This is a genomic window from Arsenicicoccus sp. UBA2120 (assembly GCF_002330965.1).
GTDB lineage: Bacteria > Actinomycetota > Actinomycetes > Actinomycetales > Dermatophilaceae > Arsenicicoccus > Arsenicicoccus bolidensis.
Genome location: NZ_DCYC01000075.1, coordinates 29,929 through 53,752, shown reverse-complemented (window position 1 = coordinate 53,752; position 23,824 = coordinate 29,929). Strand labels below are relative to the sequence as shown.

Here is a 23,824-nt window from a genome sequence, read left to right as displayed (position 1 = left end):
CAATGGGCTCGGGTGAGTGACAGCGGGAGCGAGGCACGAAGGGGGCGGATGCGGCAGCATCCGCCCCCTTCGTCACGTTCCGGGGTGGTTGCGCAGCAATCGGTTAGGGCATTGGAGCGGACTCCTGGCCCCCTTGGCTACTGGCGGGTACGTAAGGCATCCTCGGATCATGAGCCTCACCGCCCGTTGGGCCTCCCGTCGTGAAACCACCGCGGCATCTGACCTTGCACCGATCATCGAGACGGAGCCGCGAGATCCCTCGCACGAGCCGACCTGGCACGTGATCGAGAACGGCAGCTTCTGCCACGGCGAGTGCCTCGAGTGCCGATGGCACGGTCCCGGGCGGCGGTCCAGGGGCAGCGCCCGCAAGGATGCCGAGCTGCACGCCCTGACCGGCTGCGGCGACGAGGCGCAGCTGCGAAGCCTGTTCCCGGCGGGCGCCTTCGAGGGCACCGCCTGATCACAGCTCGTATGGCGAAGGCCGCTACCCGCGTGGGTGGCGGCCTTCGCCATACGACCAGACGGGCACGACCCCCGACGAGCCGAACCGCGGCGTGGGTGCCATCCTGGACTCCCACGCGCCGGAGCCAAGGGGCTGACCAATGCTGATCGTCCTCCACACCACCATCGCCATCGTCCTGGTGATCCTGCTGATCATCAGGTTCAAGGTGGACCCGATCATCTCGCTGGTCCTGGCATCCCTCTATCTCGGCCTCGCGTCGGGCATCGGCTTCGGCAAGACGGTCGACGCCATCACGGGCGGTTTCGGCGACATCATGGCCAAGATCGGTCTGCTCATCGGCTTCGGGGTGCTGATGGGCGCCCTGCTGCACGCGATGGGGGCCTTCAAGACCATGGTCGAGGCGCTGGTCCGCGTGGTCCCACCCGGGAAGCTGCCGTATGCCCTGGCCATGGCGCTCGCGACGATCTTCCCCTCGATCTACGTCGACGTGCAGGTGGTCCTCGCCGCCCCCGTGGCCCGCTCGTCGGCGCCGTTCATCGGCAAGAGGGGGCTTCCGTTCCTGGCCGGCGCGCTGGGCACGGGCATCTTCTGCGGCTACGTCTTCGTGATCCCCGGACTCGCGGCGATCTCCATCGCCGGCCTGCTCAAGGTCCCGCTCGGCACCTACCTGCTCTACGGCATCGTCATCGGACCGCTGACGGCGCTGATCACGGTCTGGGTGTTCGGCCGGATGCTCGCGATGGGCTGGTGGAAGGCCGACCGGGACGAGGAGGAGTCCGAGGCGCTCACCGAGTCCGAGCAGGCCGACGACCACGTCGCGGCCGACCGCCGCCCCTCCCTGCTCCTGTCGCTGCTGCCGATCATCGTGCCGCTGCTGATGATCGCCTTCGGAGCGTTCGCCGAGCTGCTGGACTTCTCCAACGACGTCATCGCGTTCATCGGCGACGCGAACGTCGCGCTGTTCCTCGGTCTCGTCGGGGCCTACGTGATGGCGCGGCGGTTCATCGGGACGACCCAGACCAACGACGCCTTCGCCGACGGCCTCCACACCACGGGTGAGATCCTCCTGGTCACCGGCATCGGTGGCTCCCTCGGCGCGGTCATCAAGGCCACGGGCCTGGCCAAGGTGCTCGGCGGGCTCTTCTCGGTCAACGAGTCCGCGCCCGTGATCCTCAGCATCCTGCTGGCCTGGGTCATCGCGGCGGTCCTGCACCTGGCCATCGGATCGGTGTCGGTGGCGGCGATCACGGCGGCCGGGATCATCGCACCCATCCTCGGGTCGATCCAGGTCGAGCCCGTGGTGATCGGCCTGGCCATCGCCTCGGGGTCGTTGTTCGCGCTGCAGGTCAACAGCAACTTCTTCTGGATGTTCAAGTCCCTGCTGGGGCTGTCGACCCAGGGAAGCCTCAAGACCATGACCACCGTGACGACCATCGCGTCCATCGTGTCGCTGCCGCTCGCGATGGCCGCAGCCATCATCGCCTGACGGGCGGCGTCGGGGCAGACGTTGGAGGAGTGAGTACGCCGGGCCGGGAGCGCCTCTCGGCACGTGGCCGCTCGTAGCGGCTGAATTTGGGACCCGGGGCTACCGCGGCCCGGCGCCCTTCCATTGTAACGAGGGGCCCCCGGAGCGCGCACATCCAGCGATCCGCCAGTCCGTGCCTGCGCCCGTGCCCGTGCCCCAGCAGCACGCCAACATCGTGAGGGTTCGGTCCAAGAAGGGGGACGAAACACTCACGAGCCTGGGGTGGGCGGGGGGTGCGGGTCAGGTCAGGTCGCCGGCTCGCCAGAGCCGGGCGCAGGACTCGAGGTCCTCCCCCGTCGCCAGGATCGACCCGGCCGAGCGGAGCCACTCCGCCGGCGACGTCACGGCCACCGCGTCGCTGCGGTGGGCACGGCCCGAGGCAACGACCCGGCAGAAGGCGCCGGCGCGCTCCAGCGCCACGTCGAGCTCGCCGTCGTAGACGCCGGTGAGGATCGCGTCGGCGAGGCCGCGGATCTCGTCGGGTCCGGGCGGCTCGGCCGCGCCCGCGACGGCGTGCAGGACCACGGCGTGCGGCATACCGGCCTGGTAGTCCGACGAGGCCCCCTCGGGGTCGCGGCGCACCCACTCGCGCAGGGCGTAGAGCCGCCACAGGGCGCCGGGCAGGGAGCGCGCCGGGAGCTGCGCCCACAGCTCGGCCAGGGTGCTGAGGCCGATGTCCTCGACCAGGGTGACGAGGCGGGCCGTGACCTCGGGGTCCTCCGAGGCACGACCCGTGTGCACCAGCACCTGGGCCGTCTCGTGGGCGATCTCGGACACGACGGCGGGGTCGGGCAGCTGCCCGCCGTAGGCCTCCATCGCCTCCGGCGAGTAGAACGCCGGGCGGCGAGGAGGCGTGCGCCGGTCGGTCATCGGGGGCCGATCACGAGGGCACCCGGTCCGTCGAGGTGGACGACCCCTTCGGTCCCACCGGAACCGGCAGTGTCAGCGGCAGACGCGTGAACGGCGTCATTCCACGAGGCGACGACCCGGCCGCCGTCGAGGGGGACGTCCAGCGGGCCGTCCCCGAGGTGGGCGACGACGCGGTGGGCGCCGCGGTGCAGCACGGCCGTGCGGCCCTGGGCGTCCCAGTCGAGCGACACCTGGTCCATGGCGGCGGAGCGCAGGTCGGGGACGTCGCGGCGCAGGCGCAGCAGCGTGCGGTACCAGTCGAGCATGCGGGCGTGGATGCCCTGGTCGAGCTCGGTCCAGTCGAGGCGGGAGGCCTCGACGGTGCCGGCGGCCTGCGGGTCGGGGACCTCGTCGGCGCCCCAGCCGTGCGAGGCGAACTCGGCGGCGCGGCCGTTGCGGATGGCCTCGACGAGCGTCTCGTCCTGGTGGTCGGTGAAGTACTGCCAGGGGGTGCTCGCAGCCCACTCCTCGCCCATGAACAGCATGGGCGTGAACGGCGAGGTGAGCAGCAGCGCGGCGCCGGCGGCGAGGCGTCCCGGGTCGGTGCCCATGGACAGGCGGTCGCCGACGGCCCGGTTGCCGACCTGGTCGTGGGTCTGCAGCGACGCGACGAAGCGCCACCCGGGCACGGTCGCGCGGTCGATCGGTCGCCCGTGCACGCGCCCGCGGAAGGTCGAGTAGCTGCCGTCGTGGTAGAACGCGCCGGTGAAGACCTTGGGCAGGGCGTCCGGGGACGCGAAGTCGGCGTAGTAGCCGTCGGTCTCGCCGGTCAGGGCGACGTGCAGGGCGTGGTGGATGTCGTCGGTCCACTGGCCGTGGATGCCGATGCCGGCCGCGACCGCCCCCTCGCCGCGCGGCGTCGTCGTGCGGGCGTCGTTGCGGTCGTCCTCGGCGATGAGGGTGAGCGGGCGACCCACCTCGGCCGAGAGCTCGTCGGCGGTCCGCGCCATCTCCTCCAGGATCGGCAGCGCCCGGTCGTCGATCAGCGCGTGCACGGCGTCGAGGCGCAGCGCGTCGACGTGGAAGTCGCGCAGCCAGGTCGAGACGTTGTCGAGCAGGTAGCGGCGCACCTCGTCGCTGCCCGGTCCGTCGAGGTTGACCGCGGCTCCCCAGGGCGTGTGGTGCGCCTCGGTGAAGTACGGCCCGAACTCGCGCAGGTAGTTGCCGTCCGGCCCGAAGTGGTTGTAGACGACGTCGAGCGCGACGGCGAGGCCCTTGCCGTGCGCCGCGTCGACGAAGCGCTGGAGGCCCGCCGGGCCGCCATACGGCTCGTGCACGGCGAAGAGCGCCACCCCGTCGTAGCCCCAGTTGTGCACGCCGGGGAAGGACGCCACGGGCATCAGCTCGACGGTGGTGACGCCGAGGTCGACCAGGTGGTCGAGGCGCCCGATCGCCGCGTCGAAGGTGCCCTCGGGGGTGAACGTGCCGACGTGCAGCTCGTAGATCACCGAGCCCTCGAGGGGCTGCCCGGCCCAGTCCTGGTCGGTCCAGGCGAAGGTCGTCGGGTCGTAGGGGGTGGTGAGGCCGTGCGGGCCGTCGACGAGACGGCGGCCCCGCGGGTCCGGGCGCGGGTCGCCACCGTCGAGGCAGTAGCCGTAGGGGGCGTCGGCCGCGACGGCGTCCGTCTCGAGGTGCCACCAGCCGCCCTCGCCCCTGGTCATGGGCAGGCGCTGGTCCTCGACGGCGACCTCGACGAGGTCGGTGGCCGCGGGGGCCCAGAGCGTGTATGACGTCACAACGGTGCCTTTCGGGGGTGAGGCGGGGGTGTCGGGGAGGTGAGGTGAGGTGGGCGTCAGGAGCGGACCAGCAGGGCGACCGGCCGCTCGGTCAGCACGTCGGCCACGAGGACCTCGCCCGTCGCGGGCACGGTGATCTCGCGGCCCGTGAGCCGGTCGGTCCACGTCCCGGTCGGCAGCACGACCCGGGCGTCGCCGAAGCCGCCCTCGCGGGCGAGACGGTGCGGTGCGCGGGTCACGATCGTCGCGACGGACGCGGCCCGGATGAAGCCGATCGCGTGCTCGGTGGTCGTGGTCAGCGGGACGTAGAGGCCGGCCACGCCGAACGCGTCCGGCCGCTCGCGGCGCAGGCGCAGCGCGGCGGAGGACACGAGGAGCTTCTCGGCGGCGAGGGTGTCGGCGGGGGCTCCCGCGTCGAGCCGCGCGAGGCTCTGCTGCAGGCCGTCGTAGTCGACCGGCCGGCGGTTGTCGGGGTCGACGAGGGACCGGTTGACGGTCTCGCAGCCCTGGTAGACGTCGGGGACGCCGGGCATGGTCAGCTGCAGGAGCTTGGCGCCGAGGACGAGGGCGCGGATGGACTCGGCGTGGCTGTCCCACAGCGAGACGAGGGCGTCGTGCCGCTCCCCCGCCCGCAGGGCCTTGTCCGCGAACTCCAGGACGCGTGCCTCGTAGTCCTCGTCGCCGTCGACCCAGGCGGTGTGCTGCTTGGCCTCGCGGACCGCCTTGAGCAGGTAGCCGTTGAGCCGCTCGGGGTCGATGAGGCCGACGCCGGCGATGGTCTGCCAGATGAGATGGGCCGTGGGCTTGTCGATGCCGAGCTCGGTCGCCGCCGACCGGAAGCGCATCGACAGCTCCTTCCACGCGACCGGGTCGCCCGCGATGGCCAGGACGAAGGCGCGGGTGTCCTCGCTGCGCTTGGTGTCGTGGGTCGACAGCGTGGTCATCCCGAGCGGCCAGTAGCGCCGCTGGTGCAGCGCCCACTCGTGCAGCGCCGCGGGCGAGGCGGTCTCGAGCGCGCCGGGGTCGCCGCCGACCTCGTTGAGGGCGATGAGGCGGTGCCAGCGGTAGAAGGTGGTGTCCTCGATCCCCTTGGCCATCACCGGTCCCCACGTCTGCTGCAGACGCACCGCGAAGTCGACCGCGTTGGCGTCGGCCTCCTCGGCGGTCGCCAGCTCGTGCAGCTGCGCGAGCTCGGCCTCCAGGTCGGGGCGGGCGGCCACGGCTCCGTCATACGCCACCTGCAGCCGGCGACGGGCCAGGGGCGAGAGACGCTGGTCGGGCTGGATGTAGGCGCGGTAGACCTCGCCGGCGACGAGCAGCTCCACCACGGCGAGCTGCAGCCGGGTCGGGTCCGCCTCGGGCAGGGCCTCGCGGGCGCGGCGGACGAGCCGCTCGACCTCGGGGCCGAGCAGCTCCTCGACGACCTGGCGCTTGGCCTTGGTGACGTCGCGCTCGACGTCGAGGCGGCCGCCGCAGGCCTCCCACTGGGCGGTCAGCTCGGGCTCGGACGCCGGGTCGACCAGCGCGGTCTGGACCGCGAGCATCGCGTCGTAGCCGGTCGTGCCGTCGCAGGCCCAGTCGCGCGGCAGGCGCTCGTGGCCCTCCAGGATCTTTTCGACCCAGATGATCGTGTCCTCGCGGGACCGCGTGCGCAGTCGGTCGAGGTAGCCCGCCGGGTCGGCCAGGCCGTCCGGGTGGTCGATGCGGAAGCCGTCGATCAGGCCGCGGTGGTTGAGGTCGAGCAGCAGCGCGTGCGTCTCGTCGAAGACGTCGTCCTCCTCGACGCGGACGGCGATGAGCTCGTCGACGTCGAAGAAGCGGCGGTAGTTGAGGATCGACTCCTTCTGCCGCCAGGACGCGAGCTGGTAGTGCTGGCGCGCGAGCACGGCCTCGACGTCGTTGCTCTCGGTGCCGACGGCGATCGGGAAGACGTGCTCGAAGTAGCGGATGACCGGCTGGCCGTCCTCGAGCTCGTCGATGGTGAGGTCGCCGGCCTGGATGGTGCTGACCAGCGTGTCGCCGAGGATCGGCAGGCCGAGCCGCCCGCCGCCGGACTTCCAGTCGATGTCGAACCAGTGGGCGGTCGGCGCGTCACGACCGTCCTTGAGCACCTGCCACAGCGGCCGGTTGAGGTTCTCCGGGGCGACCAGCGCCATGTGGTTGGGGACGACGTCGACCACGATGCCCAGGCCGTGCTCGTGCGCCACCGCCGCGAGCCGCTCGAAGCCCTCGAGCCCGCCCAGGTCCTGGCTCAGCTCGGAGTGGTCCTGCACGTCGTAGCCGTGCTGGCTGCCCGTGACCGCGCGCAGGATCGGCGACAGGTAGAGGTGGGAGATGCCGAGGTCCGCGAGGTAGGGGACGCGCGCCGCGGCGTCGTCGAACGTGAACTCGTGGTGCATCTGCAGGCGGTAGGTCGCCGTCACGGTCATGGAGGGGTGCACTCCCTGGGAGCTGGTGGTGTGGTGATGGGGATCCGCGCCGGTGCGGCCGGTCCAGTCTCCCAAGGATCCGGCCGTATGGCGAAGTTGCGCCCGCCCCCGTCCAGGGTCACCGTCACCGGCGCCGGCGCCCACCCGCAGCCGGGTCAGGTCTTGTCGAGGTTGGTGGTGATCAGGACCAGCTCGCCGGTCTCGTCGGTCGCGTCGAGGTCGACCTCGGCCTGGATCCGCCAGTCGTGGTCGCCCTCGGGGTCGTCGAGGATCTGGTCGACGAGCCAGCGCCCCGGCTCCTTGGTCACCATCAGCAGGGCCGGACCACGGGCGTCGGGCCCCGTGCCGATCGCGTCGTACTCGGCATACAGGTCCTCGATCGCCTCCTGCCACAGCTCGGCGTCCATGGGCTCGACGTCGACGGGGTCGAGGTCGGCGTCGGCGCGGGCCTGCTTGGCCACGGCGTAGGCGGCCGCGTCGAGCTCGCCGAGGTCGTTCCAGCGGCGCAGCGCCAGGAGCTCGACCTTGCGGAACATGGCGGTGCGCACCATGACTCGCAGCGCGCGCTCGTTGGCGGACAGGGGCCGAGCGCCACCGGGCAAGGGCGTCGAGAGGGCGTCGAGGGCAGCCTGCGACAGCGGCTCGTCCTCGCCGCTCGTGAGCTGCTCCCACTCCTCCAGCAGCGAGGAGTCGGTCTGGCGCACGACCTCGCCGAGCCACTCGATCAGGTCCTCGAGCTCGACCGTGCGATAGCTCGCGGGGACGGTCTGGCGCAGCGCCTTGTAGGCGTCGGAGAGGTAGCGCAGCACCATGCCCTCGCCGCGGGCGAGGTTGTAGAAGGCGACGAACTCGCCGAAGGTCATGGCGCGTTCGTAGAGATCGCGGACGACGGTCTTGGGCGACAGGTCGTCCTCGCTGATCCACGGGTGCGAGCGGCGATAGGTCTCCAGGGCGGCCAGGAGCAGCTCCTCGAGCGGCTTGGGCCAGGTGACCTCCTCCAGCAGCTCCATGCGCTCGTCGTACTCGATGCCGTCCATCTTCATCTCGGCGACGGCCTCGCCACGCGCCTTGAACTGCTGGGCCATGAGCACGCCGCGCGGGTCGTCCAGGGTGGCCTCGATGATCGACAGCAGGTCGAGGGCATAGGTCGGGCTCTCGGGATCCAGCAGCTCGAACGCCGCCAGCGCGAAGGTCGACAGCGGCTGGTTGAGGGCGAATCCGCGCTGCAGGTCGTCGGTCAGCACCACCTGGCGACCGGTCTCGTCGGGCTCGTCGAGCTGGGCCACGACCCCCGCGTCGCGCAGCGACCGATAGATCTCGATCGCCCTGCGCTGCAGGCGAGCCCGGCGGCGGTCGTCCTCGTGGTTGTCCCGCAGCAGGTCCCGTATGACGGGGAAGGGGTCGCCCTCACGCTGGATCACGTTGAGCAGCATGGAGTGCGTGACCTGCATGCGGGACTGGAGCGCCTCCGGCTCGGCGGCGGTGATGCGGTCGAACTGGTCCTCGGTCCAGCTGACCTGACCCTCAGGAGCCTTCTTGCGCTGGACCTTTCGCTGCTTCTTGGGGTCGTCGCCAGCCTTGAGCAGGGCGCGGTGGTTGTCGATCACGTGGTCCGGCGCCTGGACGACGACGGTGCCCGCCGTGTCGTAGCCCGCGCGCCCGGCCCGCCCCGCGATCTGGTGGAACTCGCGCGCCTTGAGCAGCCGCTGACGGGTGCCGTCGAACTTGGTCAGGCCGGTCATGAGCACCGTCCGGATCGGGACGTTGATCCCGACGCCCAGGGTGTCGGTGCCGCAGATGACCTTGAGGAGCCCTTGCTGCGCAAGGGTCTCCACGAGGCGGCGGTACTTGGGGAGCATGCCGGCGTGGTGCACGCCGATGCCATGGCGGACGAGCCGCTGCAGCGTCGCCCCGAAGCCCTTGGCGAAGCGGAAACCCTTGAGCTCCGCGGCGATCGCCTGCTTCTCCTCCTTGGTGCACATGTTGACCGACATCAGCGCCTGGGCCCGCTCGAGGGCCGCCGCCTGGGTGAAGTGCACGACGTAGACCGGCGCCTCCTTGGCCAGCAGCAGGTCCTCGATCGTCTCGTGCACCGGGGTCAGGACCCACTTGTAGGACAACGGGATCGGCCGCGTGGCGCTCGAGACGACGGCGGTGTCGCGGCCCGTGCGGCGGGCCAGGTCCTCCTCGAAGAAGGACGTGTCGCCGAGCGTCGCGCTCATCAGCAGGAACTGCGCCTGGGGCAGGGTCAGCAGCGGCACCTGCCACGCCCAGCCGCGCTCGGGCTCGCTGTAGAAGTGGAACTCGTCCATCACGACCTGACCGATGTCGGCCCGATCCCCTTGGCGCAGAGCGATGTTGGCGAGCACCTCGGCCGTGCAGCAGATGATCGGGGCGTGCGAGTTGACCGCCGCGTCACCGGTCATCATGCCGACGTTCTCGGCGCCGAAGGCGTCGCACAGGGCGAAGAACTTCTCGCTCACCAGGGCCTTGATCGGCGCCGTGTAGTAGGTGCGCACGCCCTGGGCCAGGGCCATGAGGTGAGCCCCCAGCGCCACCATGGACTTCCCCGACCCCGTCGGCGTCGCCAGGATGACGTTGGCCCCCGTCGCCAGCTCCAGCAGCGCCTCGTCCTGCGCGGGGTACAGCTCGATCCCCCGCTCCAGCGTCCAGTCGACGAAGGTCGAGTAGACCGCGTCCGCGTCATAGGCGTCGGCGGTGCGGTCGGCAGTGGGCGGGAGCAGGTCGGTGAGCGTCATCGTGGACCCATCGTCCCAGATCGGACGGGCGCGACCCCCACGCGCGAGCGCCCGGCATACGGCCGGCACGGCACGACCACCGGGCGTGGCGGGGATCCGAGCAGGCTGCGCGACCACGGACCATCCGCCCTAGGCTGAGGTCGCACCGACCTCGACCTGGGAGCCCACGATGAAGTACGTCCCCAACAAGATCGTCCTCGTCGGCACGGGCGCCGTCGGCATGGCCTACGCCTATGCCCTGGTCAACCAGGGGATCTGCGAGGAGCTCGTGCTCATCGACCTCAACGAGGCCAAGTCGCGCGCCGACGTCCTCGACCTCAACCACGGCGAGGCCTGGGCCCCGAGCCCGGTGCAGGTGAGCTTCGGCAGCTATGCCGACTGCCAGGACGCCGCGATGGTCGTGATCTGCGCCGGCGCCGCCCAGAAGCCCGGCGAGACGCGGCTCGACATCGCCGACATCAACCTGCGGATCTTTCGCGAGATCGTGCAGCGCGTGACCGCGTCGGGCTTCGACGGGATCTATCTCGTTGCGACCAACCCGGTGGACGTGCTGACCTATGCCACCTGGCGGTTCAGCGGCCTGCCGCCCGAGCAGGTCATCGGCTCGGGCACGACGCTGGACACCGCGCGGCTGCGCTACCACCTCGGCGAGTTCTTCGAGGTGAGCACGTCCAACGTGCACGCCCTGATCATCGGCGAGCACGGCGACTCCGAGCTCCCCGCCTGGAGCGCGGCCTCGGTCGCCGGCCGCTCGATCAGCAAGCGGATCGCCGCCGACCCGGGGCTTCGCGACGAGCTCGACGCGATCTTCCAGCGCACCCGGGACGCGGCCTACCAGATCATCGACGCCAAGGGCTCGACCAGCTATGGCATCGGGATGTCCCTGGCCCGCATCACCCGCGCCATCCTCAAGAACGAGAAGTCCACCCTGCCCGTCAGCACGCTCCTGCGTGGCGAGTACGGCCACGAGGACGTCTGCGTCGGCGTCCCCGCGATCCTGAGCCGCGGCGGCGCCAAGCACGTCGTCGACCTGGACCTGGACGAGGAGGAGCAGGCGGCGTTCGACGCGAGCGTGGCGACGCTGCAAGGCTTCCGCGAGCGCGTCGACGCGCTCGCGACCTCTCTCGGGTAGCGCCCGCCTGCAGGGTTGGCCGCCAGGGCGATGCCGGGCCGAGCGGTATGCCGGGAGCGCCCGCCGCCTGGCGGTGGTCGGCGTGAGGGCGCGCGGTCCGGCATACGAGCACGTCCGCCACGATCCCGTCTCGGCGACTGCCCCGGTCTGCGTGGCCGCACTCCGTCTCCGGCGGCGCTCCCCGTCTCGAGCTGCAGCCGGAGACCGGAGCCGCTGGTCGAGACGGGAGACGCACCCCCAGACGGACGGCGCAGACCTACCGGGGGCCGGATCATCAGCCTGGCGAACGAAGCCCGGCCGATGCCCCTACCCCCGGCGGGATCATCAGCCTGGCGAACGAGGCCCGGCTGATGCCCCTACCCCCGGTGGGTCAGACGAGGAAGCGGTAGAAGGGGCTGTCGGGGTCGACGCGCTCCACCCGGATCGGGCTCTCCTCCAAGCGTTGCAGCAGCCCGCCGAGGTCCGACGGCCGCCCGAGCTCGATGCCCACCAGCGCAGGACCGATCTCGCGGTTGGAGCGCTTGACGTACTCGAACAGCGCGATGTCGTCGTCGGGCCCGAGCACCTCGTCGAGGAAACGCCGCAGGGCGCCCGGCTCCTGCGGGAAGTTCACCAGGAAGTAGTGCTTGCGGCCCTCGTACACCAGGGAGCGCTCCACGATCTCGCTGTAGCGCGAGACGTCGTTGTTGCCGCCCGACACGATCACCACCACCGACGAGCCCGGCTCCACGTGGACGATCTCCTCGCGGTCACCCCCACCGAGCGCCGCCGCCGCGAGCGCCCCGGCGGGCTCGGCGATGATCCCGTCGACCTGGTAGAGGTCGAGCATCTCGGTGCAGATCTTGCCCTCGGGCACCTGCACGAGCTCGGCGCGGCCGGCCTCGACGGCGTCGCGCGCGATCGGATAGGTGACGTCCCCCGCCCGGCGCACGGCCGCGCCGTCCACGAAGGAGTCGATGGCGGGCAGGGCGATCGGCTCGCCGGCCGAGAGGGCCGCGGCGAGGCACGCGGCACCGGAGGGCTCGACGCCGACGACGCGCGTCGACGGCGCGTGCTCGGCGACCCAGGTCAGGCAGCCCGCGAGCATGCCGCCGCCACCCACCGGCACGACCAGCACGTCGGGGGCGTGCCCCAGCTGCGCGACGATCTCGGGCACGACGGTGCCCTGGCCGACGAGGGTCCGCGGGTCGTCGAACGCCGGCACCAGGGTCGCCCCCGTGACCGTGGCCTCGACCGCCGCCGCACCCGCCGCCTCGTCGTAGGTGTCGCCCGTGACGACCAGCTCGACCGCGTCGCCGCCGAGGGCGAGCATCCGGTCGCGCTTCTGCCGGGGCGTGGTGCTGGGGACGAAGATCCTGGCCCGGATGCCGAGCCGGCGGCACGCGAAGGCGACGCCCTGACCGTGGTTGCCGGCGCTCGCGCAGATGACCCCGGCGGCCCGCTGCGCGGCGTCGAGCTGCGACACGAGGTTGTAGGCCCCGCGCAGCTTGTAGGACCGCACGGGCTGCAGGTCCTCGCGCTTGAGCCAGACTTCCGCGCCGGTGCGGTCGCTCAGCCGCTCGTTGCGCTGCAGCTCCGTGGTCCGGACGACGCCCGCGAGCCGTGCGGCCGCTGCCTCGACGGCGGCGGCGGAGACGACGGGCAGCGCGGTGGTCATGGGCTCACCATGGCGCGCGCCTCTCGTCAGGCGGACCACCATCCCGTATGCCGGAACCTCCGCCTCCCCCACGCTGTCACGCTTGGATAACGCCTCGCGCGTGCAGGTAGGCCACCTGGGGGAATGAGCGAGAAAGCCCCTGGCTTTGGGCAACCTCTGCGACCGACGCTACGTCTGCAAGGTGTGTGAGCGGACGAGGGGGAGGCTCACACGCACCGCGAGGCGGTGCTGACGGACTTGGGGGTCGTCAGCACCGCCTCGACGTGCGTCCGGGTCAGCCCTCAGGCGCCGGGCTTGAGGACCACCTTGATGCAGCCGTCCTGCTTCTTCTGGAAGGTCTCGTAGGCGCCGGGCGCCTCGTCCAGCGACAGTCGGTGGGTCGCGAGAGTCTCGGTGCCGAACACGTCCCCGTCCTGACGGACGAGCTCGAGCAGCTCGTCGGTCCACCGGCGGACGTTGCACTGGCCCATCCGGATCGTGAGGTTCTTGTCGAACATCATCAACATCGGCATGGGGTCGGCCGCCCCGCCATACACCCCGACGACCGAGACCGTGCCGCCCCGCCGCACCGCCTCGAAGCTGCCGTGCAGCGCCGCGAGCTGGTCGAAGCCCACCGTCTCGATCATCGGCTTGGCCAGCGCCTTGGGCAGCCGCGGCACGACGTCGAAGGCGGTCTTGCCGGCCGGGGAGCCGTGCGCCTCCATGCCGACGGCCTCGATGACCGAGTCGGCGCCCCGGCCGCCGGTCATCTCGCGGATGGCCTCGGCGGGGTCGTCCACCTCGCGCATGTCGACGGTCTCGACGCCGAAGCCGCGCGCCATCGCCAGCCGCTCGTCCACCCGGTCGACGCCGATCACGCGGCCGGCGCCGAGCTGCAGGGCGCTGCGGGTGGCGAGCTGGCCGACCGGGCCGAGGCCGTAGACCGCGACGGTCGAGCCCGGCTCGATGTCGGCGTACTTCGCGGCCTGCCACGCCGTGGGAAGGATGTCGGACAGGTAGAGGTAGCGCTCGTCGCTGCCCTCCTCGGGCACGACGACCGGGCCGTACTGGGCCTGCGGGACCCGGACGTACTCCGCCTGGCCGCCGGGGACGGCGCCATACATGCTCGTGAAGCCGAACAGCGCCGCTCCCTTGTCCTGGTCCTTGACCTGGGTGGTCTCGCACTGGGACTGCTTGCCGATCGAGCACATGAAGCAGTGGCCGCAGGAGATGTTGAACGGCACGACGACCCGGTCGCCCACCCTGAGCGAGCCAGCCTGGGAGCCGACCTCCTCGACGATCCCCATGAACTCGTGCCCGAGCACGTCACCGCGCTGGAGGAAGGGCGCCAGCACGCGGTAGAGGTGCAGGTCCGAGCCGCAGATGGCGGTGGACGTGACGCGGACAATGGCGTCGGTGGGCTGCTCGATCCGGGGGTCGGGCACCTCCTCGACCGCGACCTTCTCGACGCCCTGCCAGGTCAATGCCTTCACGATGGTGGTCCTTCCGCTTACGGGCCGAGCGACGGTGTGCCGGGGCCCTCCCCGGTGACGTACCCGCGGCGGATCGGCTGCAAACCCGTGGGACCGTTGTCACCGGCGACCCGCCGCAGACAGCCCTGCGGGGATAGCCCCGCCCCCCGACGGGTACGAGAGCACGGAGCCGGGCGCCAAGACGCGTGCACCCCCCGGCCAGGCATGTCACACCACGTCGCCCCGTCCCCCGGAGGCGACCGTCAAGGAGGACCGATGTCGCACGACACTTCTTACACGCCGCCCCTGGAGGAGCCCACGGACCCCCGCGGCCCGCTGCCCCCCACGCCCGACACGCGCGCCCCCGAGATGCGGACGGCCACCGGCGCCGAGGCCAGCAGGGACCCCAACGCCCGCGCCCAGCAGGGCGACTACCTGACCACCGCCGTGGGTCGGCGGGTCCCCGACACGGACCACTCGCTGCGCGCCGGCGACCGGGGCCCGACGCTCCTGCAGGACCACCACCTGCGGGAGAAGATCACGCACTTCGACCACGAGCGCATCCCGGAGCGTGTGGTCCACGCCCGCGGCACCGGCGCGCACGGCACCTTCACGGCCTACGGCTCCGCCGAGAGCATCACCCGCGCGGCCTTCCTCAAGAAGGGCGTCGAGACGCCGGTCTTCCTGCGCTTCTCCACGGTCCTCGGCTCGCGGGGCTCTGCGGACACCCCGCGCGACACCCGCGGCTTCGCCGTGAAGTTCTACACCTCCGAGGGCAACTTCGACCTCGTCGGCAACAACATCCCCGTCTTCTTCATCCAGGACGGCATCAAGTTCCCCGACATCGTCCACGCGGCCAAGCCCGAACCGGACCGTGAGATCCCGCAGGCCGCGAGCGCCCACGACACCTTCTGGGACTTCGTGTCGCTGCACACCGAGGCCCAGCACCACACGCTGTGGAACATGTCCGACCGGGGGCTGCCGCTGTCCCTGCGCACGATGGAGGGCTTCGGCGTCCACACCTTCCGCGTCATCGACGAGGCGGGCGCGACCAAGCTGGTCAAGTGGCACTGGAAGCCCAAGGCCGGCGTCCACTCCACCCTCTGGGAGGAGGCGCAGCTCATCATGGGCGGCGACCCCGACTTCCAGCGCCGCGACCTGTACGACGCCATCGAGGGCGGTCACCTCCCGCAGTGGGAGCTGGGCGTCCAGGTCTTCGACGACACCGAGGACCAGATGTTCTCCGGCATCGACCTGCTCGACCCCACCAAGCTGGTCCCCGAGGAGCTCGCCCCCGTGCAGCCGGTCGGCCTGCTGACCCTGGACGCCAACCCGACGAACTTCTTCGCCGAGGTCGAGCAGGTCATGTTCAACCCCGGCCACCTGGTGCCGGGCATCGACGTCGTCAACGACGCCCTCCTGCAGGCCCGCCTGTTCTCCTACGTGGACACGCAGATCACGCGCCTCGGCGGCCCGAACTTCCAGCAGCTGCCGATCAACCGCCCGCACGTCGATGTCAACGACAACCAGCGGGACGGATTCCACCAGCACGCCGTCCACGCGGGCGTCGCGCCCTACCGCCCCAACTCCCTCGGCGCGGGCAATCCCTTCCCCGCGCCCGCCGAGCAGGGCGGCTTCGTGGACCACCCCGCCGTCGTCGCGGCCTCGCAGACGGTCCGGGCGGTCCCGGCGTCGTTCGCGGACCACTACTCCCAGGCCCGGATGTTCTACCGCTCGATGACGCCGGTCGAGAAGGACCACATCGTCTCGGCCTACACCTTCGAGCTCGGCAAGTGCACGGTGCCGGTCGTCCGGGAGCGCCAGCTGCAGTGCCTGGCCAACATCGACGCCGACCTGTGCGCCGCGGTCGCCAAGGGCCTCGGCCTGCCGGCGCCCGAGGCCACGGAGAAGGTCGCCGACGTGGAGCCCAGCCCCGCCCTGTCCCAGGTCGGCAAGCCGTTCCCCGTCGACGGGCGCAAGGTCGGGATCGTGTGCGACGAGCAGAGCGACGACGCCACGGTCACGGCCCTGGTCAAGGCCGTGGAGAAGGCCTCGATGGTGCCCTTCGTCGTCGGCCCGCACGGCGGCCAGGTCGGGTCGGTCGAGGTCGACAAGACCTTTGCCACCGCCCGGTCGGTGGAGTTCGACGCCATCGTCCTGGCCGGGCAGATCGCCCCGGCGCCGGACGCCGTGCCGTCGTACGACGCCCGCAACGGCGACCAGGCCGCCCTGGGCACCCAGACCGACCCGCGCATCGCGCTGATGCTCGGCGAGGCCTTCCGCCACTGCAAGGCGATCGGCGCGGTCTCTGCGGAGGCGATCACCTCGGCGGGTCTGCCCGCCGACGCCAAGGGGGTCGTGGTGGCCGACGGCGCCGCGATCATCGACCAGGTGGCCGAGCTCCTGACGCTGCACCGCGTCTGGGACCGCTACCCGACCGTGTCGAAGTGACCGACGCTGTCGACGTGACCGCCGGTCGCGGCTGACGCGACAGGCACCGTCCGTGGGGCGGCTGGGCTCAGGTCCAGCCGCCCCACGCGGCTTCCAGGGGCGGTGGGTCGGTGACCGGCCGTATGCCGACCGCGGCCGACGACATCGCAGGGATGCCGTCATCGCCGCCGGCGCCGGTCTGCGAGCGGGGACGCGCGCGGTGGCGGGCGAGGTCCCGGGTACGGCGGACGACGACGAGCTCGGTGCTGACCGGCCCCCGGTCGACGAGCTCGGTGAGGGTGCCGTCCAGCTCCACGGGGACGAGCACGTCGACCTGCTCGCGGCAGCGCTGGAGCACCTCGCGGGACGGCTCGCCGCGGTGGACGCGCGGATCGGTGATCAGGGTCTGGTCGCCGCCTGATGGAGTGTTCGAGTCCCCATCCAGGTCGGCGTCCACGAGCCACACGCCGGCGTCCGTGCCGTCCAGGAGCGACGCCACGCACGTGGCCACGGCCGCAGGGCCCGCGTCACCCACCTGCAGGCGCACCACGACGCGGGGACAGTGCCAGACCAGGCGTGGGTCGCGGGCCAGCGGGTCGGTGAGGACCCGGGCGAGGCGCAGGGTCTCGAGGTCCTTGGTGCGGCGGCGGTCCTCGTCGTCGCGCCCCGCGAAGTCCGGTCCGTCGTGCCACGCCACGGCGTCGGGGACGTGCCGCAGGTCCGCGCCGGCCAGCCAGCAGCGGTGCGCGAGGTCCCAGTCCTCGCCGCCGTAGCCCACGAACGACGGGTCGAACCCCCCTGCGGCGTCGTAGAGCTCGCGCGGCAGGGCCATCACGGCGCTGATGACGAAGCGGTAGGACCGGTCGTCCGCGTCGCGCAGGTCGTCGCTGGCGGCGTAGGCCTCGCGGAGCCACGCCGGCTCCGGCAGCGCCGGCAGCCCGGGCTGCACGGATGCGCCGCGGCCGACAGCGCCGGCGCCGAGCCGGTCGACCACGTCGGCAGGCGACAGCCCCGACAGGTCGGTGTGCCGACGCCGTCCCACCGCCAGCGTCCCGCACGGCCCCTCCCCTGACCGCACCGCGCCGACTAGCCGGGCGAGGTAGTCCGGGGTCGGGAGCGTGTCGCCGTCGAGGAAGGCGAGGATTCGCCCGGTCGAGCCGGTGGCCCCGAGGTGCCGGGCCGCCGAGGCCCGGAACCCCGCGTCGGGCTGACGCACGAGGCGCACGGCATACGGCTGGTCGGTCAGCACCGGCGGCTGGGGCGACCCGTCGTCGGCCACGACCACCTCGAACGACCCGGTGGGGAGCGTCTGGCGGGCGAGGGCGGCGAGCAGCAGGTCGAGCCCGCGCTGGTCGTCGTAGTAGGGCACGACCACGCTGATCTCGGGACGCGTCGCCCAGTCGGCGAACGTGTCGGAGTACGACCGAGCAGCCTCGTCGCGATCGGGCCCGAGCACGACCTCGGGTCCCAACCAGGTGAGCGTGGGGTCCTCCAGCGCCTGTCCGACGGCGACGTGGAGGTCGTCGTAGACGAGCAGGGCGCCGGGACAGCGCGCCTCCAGCTCCTCGACGTAGCGCGACCGCGGCACGAGGGGGCGACGGCCTGCCGTGAGCCAGGTGTTGATCGATCCCGAGGCCGACAGGTGGCGGTGCGGCGCGACGGGGACCGCGACCGCCCGCAGCGCCTCGACCAGATCCTCGTCGGGCACGAATCCCGTGATGCGGCAGTCGCGCCCGAGCTCCGCGGCCCGCGTCTGCAGAGCGTCCACCAGGTCCTCGTGGCCCGGGGACGGCCGCCCCAGGCAGACCAGGCCCACGTCGGCGGGCTGGGCGGCGAGCGCCTCGAGCGCCTCCTCGTGGCCCTTGCCGGGATAGAGGAAGCCGAGGACGCCGACCTCGCGACGGCCGGGGGCGATCGGGCCCGCGTCCGAGGGCCCGGGTGTCGGGGCGGGTGTCGGGGCGGCTGGCGGGAGAGGTTCGGCCGGCGGGTCGATGGGGAGCGGTATGACGACCCGCGGCCGCGCCGTCACGAGCCCCGGCCGACCGGCGAGGCGCAGGGCGTCGTCCAGCAGCGCCGACTCGTGGTGGCTGCTCACGACGACGCCCCGGGAGGCGGCGACGATATCGGCATACGCCCCGGCCCGGCGCTCGTGGGCCCCCGGTCCGTCCGAGGGTTGCGGCACGTCGTGCAGGGTGACGGTCAACGGCCACCGCTCGGCGACGGGCACGAGCCGAGCAGCCGCCTCGGGCGCGGACCGGCCCAGCAGGCGGTCGGTGACGTGCACGTGGACCGGGGTGCCCGGGCCGTGGCCGGCCTCGACGAGGGCGGCGGCGAGGTCTGCCGTCACCCCGTCGAGGACGCGCACGACCGGCTGGTCGCGCAGGGAGACCGTGCCGTGCAGCTCGAGGGCGCAGCGCGTCACGCCGTGCTCGGGCGGCCCGACGACGAGGTGGATCAGAGACACGCGAGACGCGCGAGACACCGGAGACACAGGGACGGGCCGAGTCACCTCAGGCCCAGCAGCCGCGCGGTGCCGGCGTGGCGCTCGAGGGTGAGGCGGACGATGTCGGGGTGGTCGGCCAGCCAGGCCAGCTGGACCTCGCGGACCTCGTCGTCGGGCACGTGCTCGCCGCGCCTGGTCCAGCCGGTGCGGGGCTCGGCGTCCAGGTCGAGGGCGTCGACCACGCGGGGGTCCAGCGGCGCGAAGAGCTCGGACAGCAGGGTCCGGCCGGGGTCCTGCGCGTCCACGGGGAGGCCCAGCTGCTCCTGCACCCGCCGGGCGAGGGCCACGAGCAGGGTGTTGCCGGGGTGGTTGACGACGTGGCAGGCGTCGGCGCCGGCCTCGAGCAGCACGTCCGACACCCGCACGGTGCCGGCGGCGTCCTCGCGGCGGCGCAGCTCCGCGACGGACGCGCGAGAGATCTCGCGGATGCCGTCGGCGTCCAGCCGGTCCGGTGGCCGCGTGCCGTCGGCGGCCTCGAGGACGGTCCTCAGGTCGTGGTACGGAACGCCGGGCGGGTCACCGCTCTCGGGCGTGCGGACGAGCACCTGCCAGGGATAGAGCCCGGCGTAGAAGCTGACGGGGATCCGCACGACCTGCGCCCCGGGTGCCAGCGCCTGCGCGACCTGGGCGGTGCCGAGCGGCATACCGCGGTAGTCGTCCTTGATCGGCTGCCCCACGAGCACGTCGGTGCGCTCCAGCAGCAGACCCAGGTGCACCACGTCGTCCTCGGTCATCTCGAAGACGGGCGGGACGCGCACGGACCGGACGCCGCGGGACGGTGATCCGTTGAGCAGGACGCGCACGGCCTCGGCCTGGCAGTTGCCCAGGACGACCACCAGCGGGCCGTCCCCCTCGGGCAGGGCGTCGACCCCGTAGAACGCGCCGTAGTGCCGCACCCGGCCGTCGCTGTCGTCCACGCGCGGACGAATGGAAGCGCTGGTCATGGGGTAACCGTACGCAGGTAAGCCAGTAAGTGGAGCCTTGAGACCGTGGGCCCCGACCGCGTGATCGACGAAGGCCGAGGTGCGTCCTGTGATCCGTGTCGCGAGCGTCCCCAGCGCACACCCGTATGTCGACCGCCTGCTGCCCCGTGCCATCGGCACGGACGGCGCGGGCGGCGACCGAGCGGTGCGTCTCGAGGACCCGCCACCCCCTGGCCGGACGGCCGGCGACGGCGTGTGGTGGCCCCCGATGGTGCTCGACCCCGTGTGGCTGGTCGCGCACGCCGACGAGGTGGACGTGGTGCACGTGCACTTCGGGTTCGAGTCCTCCACGACCGCCCAGCTGACGCTGTGGGTCCAGGAGCTCCGGCGGGCCGGCATCCCGCTCGTCGTGACCGTGCACGACCTCGCCAACCCGCACCTGAGCGACCAGCAGGCCCACCTCGACGCGCTCGGGGTGCTCGTCCCGGCCGCCGCCGAGGTCATCACGCTGACGCCCGGCGTGGCCGCGGTGATCCGCGAGCGGTGGGGCCGCGAGGCGGTCGTCCTGCCCCACCCCCAGATCGCCGACGACGCCTGGGTCCGTCGCTCCGACACGTCACGCTGCAACCGCCAGCGCGGGCTGCGGGTGGGTGTGCCGCTCGGGGCCGTCCGCGCCAACGTCGACCCCACCTCCTGGCTCGCACCCCTGGCCGCGACGGTCGGGGAGCTCGGCGGCACGCTGGTCGTCACGGTCAACGACGAGGTGCTGCGCAGCGACGACGCCCGCCGGCTGGACGTCCTCGCCGCCGTCGAGGGCCTGGCCTCGGCCGTGGCGTGCGTCGACCTGCGGGTGCGCCCGCGGCTGGACGACGACGCCCTGGCCGCGTGGATCGCCGGGACCGACGTGGTCGTCCTGCCCTATGCCCACGGCACGCACTCCGGCTGGCTGGAGCTGTGCTGGGACCTCGGCGCCTCGTGCCTGTCGCCCGCGGTGGGGCACTACGCCGAGCAGCACGACGACGTGGGCTTCCACGCGGAGTTCGACGAGCCCGAGGCGGTCGGGACGGCGCTGCAGCACCTCGTCGCGGACCGCACGCGCGCCGGGGGTGAGCCGTGGCAGGTGCCCTGGGGCGACGCCGCCGAGCGGCTGGCCCGCCGGTCGTCGGCCGACGAGCACGCGCGGCGGGTGCACGAGGAGGTCTACGACCGGGTGCTCGGTGCAGGTGCGGCGCCTGGCGCCGCGACCGTCGAGCAGGTCGACCGCGTGTCGCAGGTCGATCGTCCGGCCGACGCGCGGGCGGAGCGTCTCGGCGACTCCCTCGGTCACTCCGTGCGGGAGGGCCTGAGATCCCTCACCTCTGCCCTGCACAACCCCTGCGCCGGGTCCACGCGGGTCACGGCCGGCACCTCGCCCCCCGACGTGGTCGACGGATCCCCCGGTCCAGGGAGTCCGAGCCGCTGGCGGGACCCGGTCGGGTCCACGAGGGTCCCCGTCGGGGCCACCCGCGTCGTCGCGGGCAGCTGGTGAAGCCCCGCCTCCGCGTCGTCGTCATCGCCCCGCACCGCCACCGCATCCGCGAGCCGTTCGCGGGCGGGCTCGAGGCGCACGTGTGGCACCTGGTGCGACGACTGCGAGACCTGGGCCACGAGGTGATCCTCGCGGCGGCCGAGGGGTCGGACGGCGTCGAGCCGGGCCTGGCCTTCCCCCGGCGACCGTGGCGTGCCTCCCCCGCGGCGGCGCGTGACGTCTCGATGCCCGCACCCGAGTTCATGGCCGAGCACCACGCCTACCTCGGCGTCATGCTCGCGCTCGCCGAGGGTCGCTACGGCGACGTCGACGTGGTGCACAACCACTCGCTGCACCACCTGCCGGTGGCCATGGCGGGTGCCCTGCCGACGCCCATGCTGACGACCCTGCACACCCCGCCGACCCCGTGGCTCGAGTCGGCCGTCATGCTCGCCGACCCGCAGCACGGCAGCCGGTTCGCCGCCGTCAGCGGCTTCACCGCGGACGCGTGGTCGGTCCTGCCCGAGCGGCCGAGGGTCGTGCACAACGGCGTCGACCTCGACGAGTGGCCGCTCGGTGAGGGCGGCGACTGGCTGGTGTGGTCCGGCCGGCTCGTGCCCGAGAAGTGCCCGCACCTCGCGATCGACGCAGCCCGCCTGGCCGGCATGCCGCTCCGGGTCGCGGGCCCGCTCAGCGACCGTGAGTACTTCGCCCGCGAGATCGCGCCACGCCTCGGCCCGGACGTGCAGTACGTCGGGCACCTGGCCCACAACGACCTCGCCGCCCTCGTCGGGTCCAGCGCCGCGGCGCTCGTGACGCCGTGCTGGGACGAGCCGTTCGGTCTCGTGGTGGCCGAGTCCCTGGCCTGCGGCACGCCTGTTGCGGCGTTCCGCCGAGGGGGGATCCCCGAGGTCGTCGCCACGCCGGAGTGCGGCTCGCTGGTGGACCCCGAGGACGTCGAGGCCCTCGCCGCGGCCCTCCCCCGGGTCGTCGCGCTGGACCGGCACACCGTGCGTGAGCACGCGCGCTCGTCCCTGTCGGTCGAGCGGATGGTCGCCGACTACCTCGACGTCTATCGCGAGCTGGCCCGCGGCGACGCTCCCCGCCCGGGCGACCGGCGGTCGGCCCGGGACGTCGTGCGCCGGCTGCAGGTCGGCGCATGATCGGCTGGTACGTCCATCACCAGGGCCGCGGTCACCTGCACCGGGCTCGGGCCATCACCGCACACCTGGACGAGGACGTCACCGTGCTGTCCACGCTGCCCCGGGAGGACTGGGCGGCCGACTGGCTCGAGCTGCCGCGGGACGACGTCGAGGGCCGCACCGACGCGAGCCCCGGCGGTCGGCTGCACTACGCCCCGGTCGACAACCTCGGCCACACCGAGCGCCTGGCCGCGATCGCCTCGTGGGTGACGCGCGTGCGCCCGCGGCTCGTCGTCGTGGACGTGTCGGTGGAGGTCACGGTGCTCGTGCGGACGCTCGGGATCCCGGTCGTCGTGATGGCCATGCCCGGCGACCGCGACGACGCCCCGCACGAGCTCGGCCACGACCTGGCCCGGGCGATCGTCGCGCCGTGGCCCGGCGAGCTCTACCAACCCGGCTACCTGCGACGACGCGCCGACAAGGTCACGTATGCCGGGGGCATCTCCCGCCACGCGGGCCGCCCTCTCCCGGCCCCTCCCACTGCCACTGCCTCCCCGGCAACCACGGCGGCCACGGCGCCCCGTCATGATGGCCCACGGCGGGTGCTCCTGCTCGGCGGCGCGGGTGGCAGCCGCCTCGGCCCCGCCGACCTGGACGCGGCACGTGCGGCGACCCCCGGCTGGCAGTGGACGGTCGCGGGTCCCCTCGGCGAGTGGCACGCCGACGTCCTGCCCCTGCTCGTGTCGACGGACGTGGCGGTGATCGCCGCCGGGCAGAACTCCGTCGCCGACGTCGCCGTCGCGGGCTGCCGGGCCGTCGTCGTCGCCGAGGACCGGCCGTTCGACGAGCAGCGAGCCACCGCAGGCGTGCTCGCGCAGCACGGCCTCGCCGTCGTACGCGACACGTGGCCGACCGACTGGGCCGCCGTCCTCGACGAGGCGATGGCCCTGGACCCCGCGTGGGAGCGCTGGCGCACCGACGGCGCCGCCGCCCGGGCCGCCCAGGCCATCCAGGCCGCCGCCGACGGGGTGGTCGCGCGATGAGGGCGGTCGCGCCATGAGGGTGGTCGTCGTGACGATCGCCGCGGGGCGTCATACGCACCTGGCCGCGCAGCGCGCCCACCTCGCGGCCCTCCCGACCCCGCCCGAGCACGTCGTCGTCGCCATGGGCGACCCGCAGATCGCCGACGTGGTGGGCGAGGCGGCCGGCGTGCACGTCGTCGAGGTGCCGGCACCGCCCGGGCACCTGCCGCTCGCGC

15 protein-coding genes and 1 pseudogene are annotated in these 23,824 nt (G+C 72.8%); 8 read left to right on the top strand and 8 right to left on the bottom strand.

From position 1 onward, the window contains the following. The first annotated feature begins 169 nt into the window (after positions 1-169). Both B2P18_RS12660 and B2P18_RS12655 read left to right on the top strand, forming a co-directional pair. The gene (locus B2P18_RS12660; RefSeq protein WP_019286942.1) at positions 170-460 is read left to right on the top strand and encodes a hypothetical protein; all 291 of its coding nucleotides are present in this window, start codon (positions 170-172) and stop codon (positions 458-460) included. Between the two features lie 142 nt (positions 461-602). Next, a complete protein-coding gene (locus B2P18_RS12655) occupies positions 603-1,949 on the top strand; it encodes an SLC13 family permease (protein WP_313534983.1) in 1,347 nt (448 codons plus the stop codon). A 279-nt stretch (positions 1,950-2,228) separates the two neighbouring features. Here the strand turns inward: B2P18_RS12655 and B2P18_RS12650 are convergent, their stop codons facing one another. From B2P18_RS12650 to B2P18_RS12635, 4 genes are all read right to left on the bottom strand, one after another. Next, positions 2,229-2,858: a hypothetical protein gene (locus B2P18_RS12650; RefSeq protein WP_029211054.1), complete on the bottom strand. Its 630-nt coding sequence runs from the start codon at positions 2,856-2,858 to the stop codon at positions 2,229-2,231. Further along, positions 2,855-4,633 (bottom strand): malto-oligosyltrehalose trehalohydrolase, encoded by a 1,779-nt coding sequence (treZ, locus tag B2P18_RS12645; RefSeq protein ID WP_286960425.1) that lies wholly within the window; start codon positions 4,631-4,633, stop codon positions 2,855-2,857. Before treZ ends, B2P18_RS12650 begins: the two co-directional genes overlap by 4 nt. A 56-nt stretch (positions 4,634-4,689) precedes the next feature. Continuing rightward, positions 4,690-7,062, bottom strand: a complete 2,373-nt coding sequence (gene treY / locus B2P18_RS12640) for a malto-oligosyltrehalose synthase (protein WP_239261375.1) — start codon at positions 7,060-7,062, stop codon at positions 4,690-4,692. A 155-nt stretch (positions 7,063-7,217) separates the two neighbouring features. Continuing rightward, complete coding sequence (locus B2P18_RS12635; RefSeq protein ID WP_286960423.1) at positions 7,218-9,821, bottom strand: DEAD/DEAH box helicase; 2,604 nt, start codon at positions 9,819-9,821, stop codon at positions 7,218-7,220. 169 nt (positions 9,822-9,990) lie between these two features. Here B2P18_RS12635 and B2P18_RS12630 point away from each other — a divergent pair, with 169 nt between their 5' ends. Next, a complete protein-coding gene (locus B2P18_RS12630; RefSeq protein ID WP_286960421.1) occupies positions 9,991-10,953 on the top strand; it encodes an L-lactate dehydrogenase in 963 nt (320 codons plus the stop codon). Between the two features lie 370 nt (positions 10,954-11,323). Here B2P18_RS12630 and ilvA read toward each other — a convergent pair whose 3' ends face one another. Both ilvA and B2P18_RS12620 read right to left on the bottom strand, forming a co-directional pair. Further along, positions 11,324-12,610 carry a threonine ammonia-lyase IlvA gene (ilvA, locus tag B2P18_RS12625; RefSeq protein WP_286960161.1) on the bottom strand — a complete coding sequence of 429 codons (1,287 nt, stop codon included), beginning with the start codon at positions 12,608-12,610 and terminating at the stop codon, positions 11,324-11,326. Positions 12,611-12,891: 281 nt separating this feature from the next. After that, entirely contained in the window at positions 12,892-14,082 is a 1,191-nt protein-coding gene (locus B2P18_RS12620) for a zinc-dependent alcohol dehydrogenase (RefSeq protein ID WP_286960420.1), read from the bottom strand. Positions 14,083-14,337: 255 nt separating this feature from the next. Here B2P18_RS12620 and B2P18_RS12615 point away from each other — a divergent pair, with 255 nt between their 5' ends. Next, positions 14,338-16,512 carry a catalase gene (locus B2P18_RS12615; RefSeq protein WP_286960406.1) on the top strand — a complete coding sequence of 725 codons (2,175 nt, stop codon included), beginning with the start codon at positions 14,338-14,340 and terminating at the stop codon, positions 16,510-16,512. Between the two features lie 67 nt (positions 16,513-16,579). Here the strand turns inward: B2P18_RS12615 and B2P18_RS12610 are convergent, their stop codons facing one another. Next, a complete protein-coding gene (locus B2P18_RS12610) occupies positions 16,580-18,955 on the bottom strand; it encodes a glycosyltransferase (protein ID WP_286960395.1) in 2,376 nt (791 codons plus the stop codon). Positions 18,956-18,996: 41 nt separating this feature from the next. Next, positions 18,997-19,938 carry a WcbI family polysaccharide biosynthesis putative acetyltransferase gene (locus B2P18_RS12605; protein WP_034252203.1) on the bottom strand — a complete coding sequence of 314 codons (942 nt, stop codon included), beginning with the start codon at positions 19,936-19,938 and terminating at the stop codon, positions 18,997-18,999. A gap of 88 nt (positions 19,939-20,026) precedes the next feature. Between B2P18_RS12605 and B2P18_RS12600 the strand changes: the two genes are divergently transcribed. The 4 genes and pseudogenes from B2P18_RS12600 to B2P18_RS12585 all read left to right on the top strand — a co-directional run. Next, positions 20,027-21,445 carry a glycosyltransferase gene (locus B2P18_RS12600; RefSeq protein WP_286960383.1) on the top strand — a complete coding sequence of 473 codons (1,419 nt, stop codon included), beginning with the start codon at positions 20,027-20,029 and terminating at the stop codon, positions 21,443-21,445. Further along, the gene (locus B2P18_RS12595) at positions 21,442-22,587 is read left to right on the top strand and encodes a glycosyltransferase family 4 protein (RefSeq protein WP_205621834.1); all 1,146 of its coding nucleotides are present in this window, start codon (positions 21,442-21,444) and stop codon (positions 22,585-22,587) included. The genes B2P18_RS12600 and B2P18_RS12595 overlap by 4 nt, the downstream gene beginning before the upstream one ends. Continuing rightward, positions 22,584-23,609, top strand: coding sequence for a hypothetical protein (locus tag B2P18_RS12590; RefSeq protein WP_286960373.1), 1,026 nt, complete (start codon positions 22,584-22,586; stop codon positions 23,607-23,609). The genes B2P18_RS12595 and B2P18_RS12590 overlap by 4 nt, the downstream gene beginning before the upstream one ends. A 28-nt stretch (positions 23,610-23,637) precedes the next feature. Further along, positions 23,638-23,824 (top strand): annotated as a pseudogene (locus tag B2P18_RS12585) (glycosyltransferase family 2 protein); the annotation flags it as partial.

Bases quoted from the DNA above. Each gene is read 5' to 3' on its own strand.
- B2P18_RS12660 (WP_019286942.1), top strand. From the start codon at position 170: ATGAGCCTCACCGCCCGTTGGGCCTCCCGTCGTGAAACCACCGCGGCA.
- B2P18_RS12655 (WP_313534983.1), top strand. From the start codon at position 603: ATGCTGATCGTCCTCCACACCACCATCGCCATCGTCCTGGTGATCCTG.
- B2P18_RS12650 (WP_029211054.1), bottom strand. From the start codon at position 2,858: ATGACCGACCGGCGCACGCCTCCTCGCCGCCCGGCGTTCTACTCGCCG.
- treY (WP_239261375.1), bottom strand. From the start codon at position 7,062: ATGACCGTGACGGCGACCTACCGCCTGCAGATGCACCACGAGTTCACG.
- B2P18_RS12635 (WP_286960423.1), bottom strand. From the start codon at position 9,821: ATGACGCTCACCGACCTGCTCCCGCCCACTGCCGACCGCACCGCCGAC.
- B2P18_RS12630 (WP_286960421.1), top strand. From the start codon at position 9,991: ATGAAGTACGTCCCCAACAAGATCGTCCTCGTCGGCACGGGCGCCGTC.
- ilvA (WP_286960161.1), bottom strand. From the start codon at position 12,610: ATGACCACCGCGCTGCCCGTCGTCTCCGCCGCCGCCGTCGAGGCAGCG.
- B2P18_RS12615 (WP_286960406.1), top strand. From the start codon at position 14,338: ATGTCGCACGACACTTCTTACACGCCGCCCCTGGAGGAGCCCACGGAC.
- B2P18_RS12605 (WP_034252203.1), bottom strand. From the start codon at position 19,938: ATGACCAGCGCTTCCATTCGTCCGCGCGTGGACGACAGCGACGGCCGG.
- B2P18_RS12590 (WP_286960373.1), top strand. From the start codon at position 22,584: ATGATCGGCTGGTACGTCCATCACCAGGGCCGCGGTCACCTGCACCGG.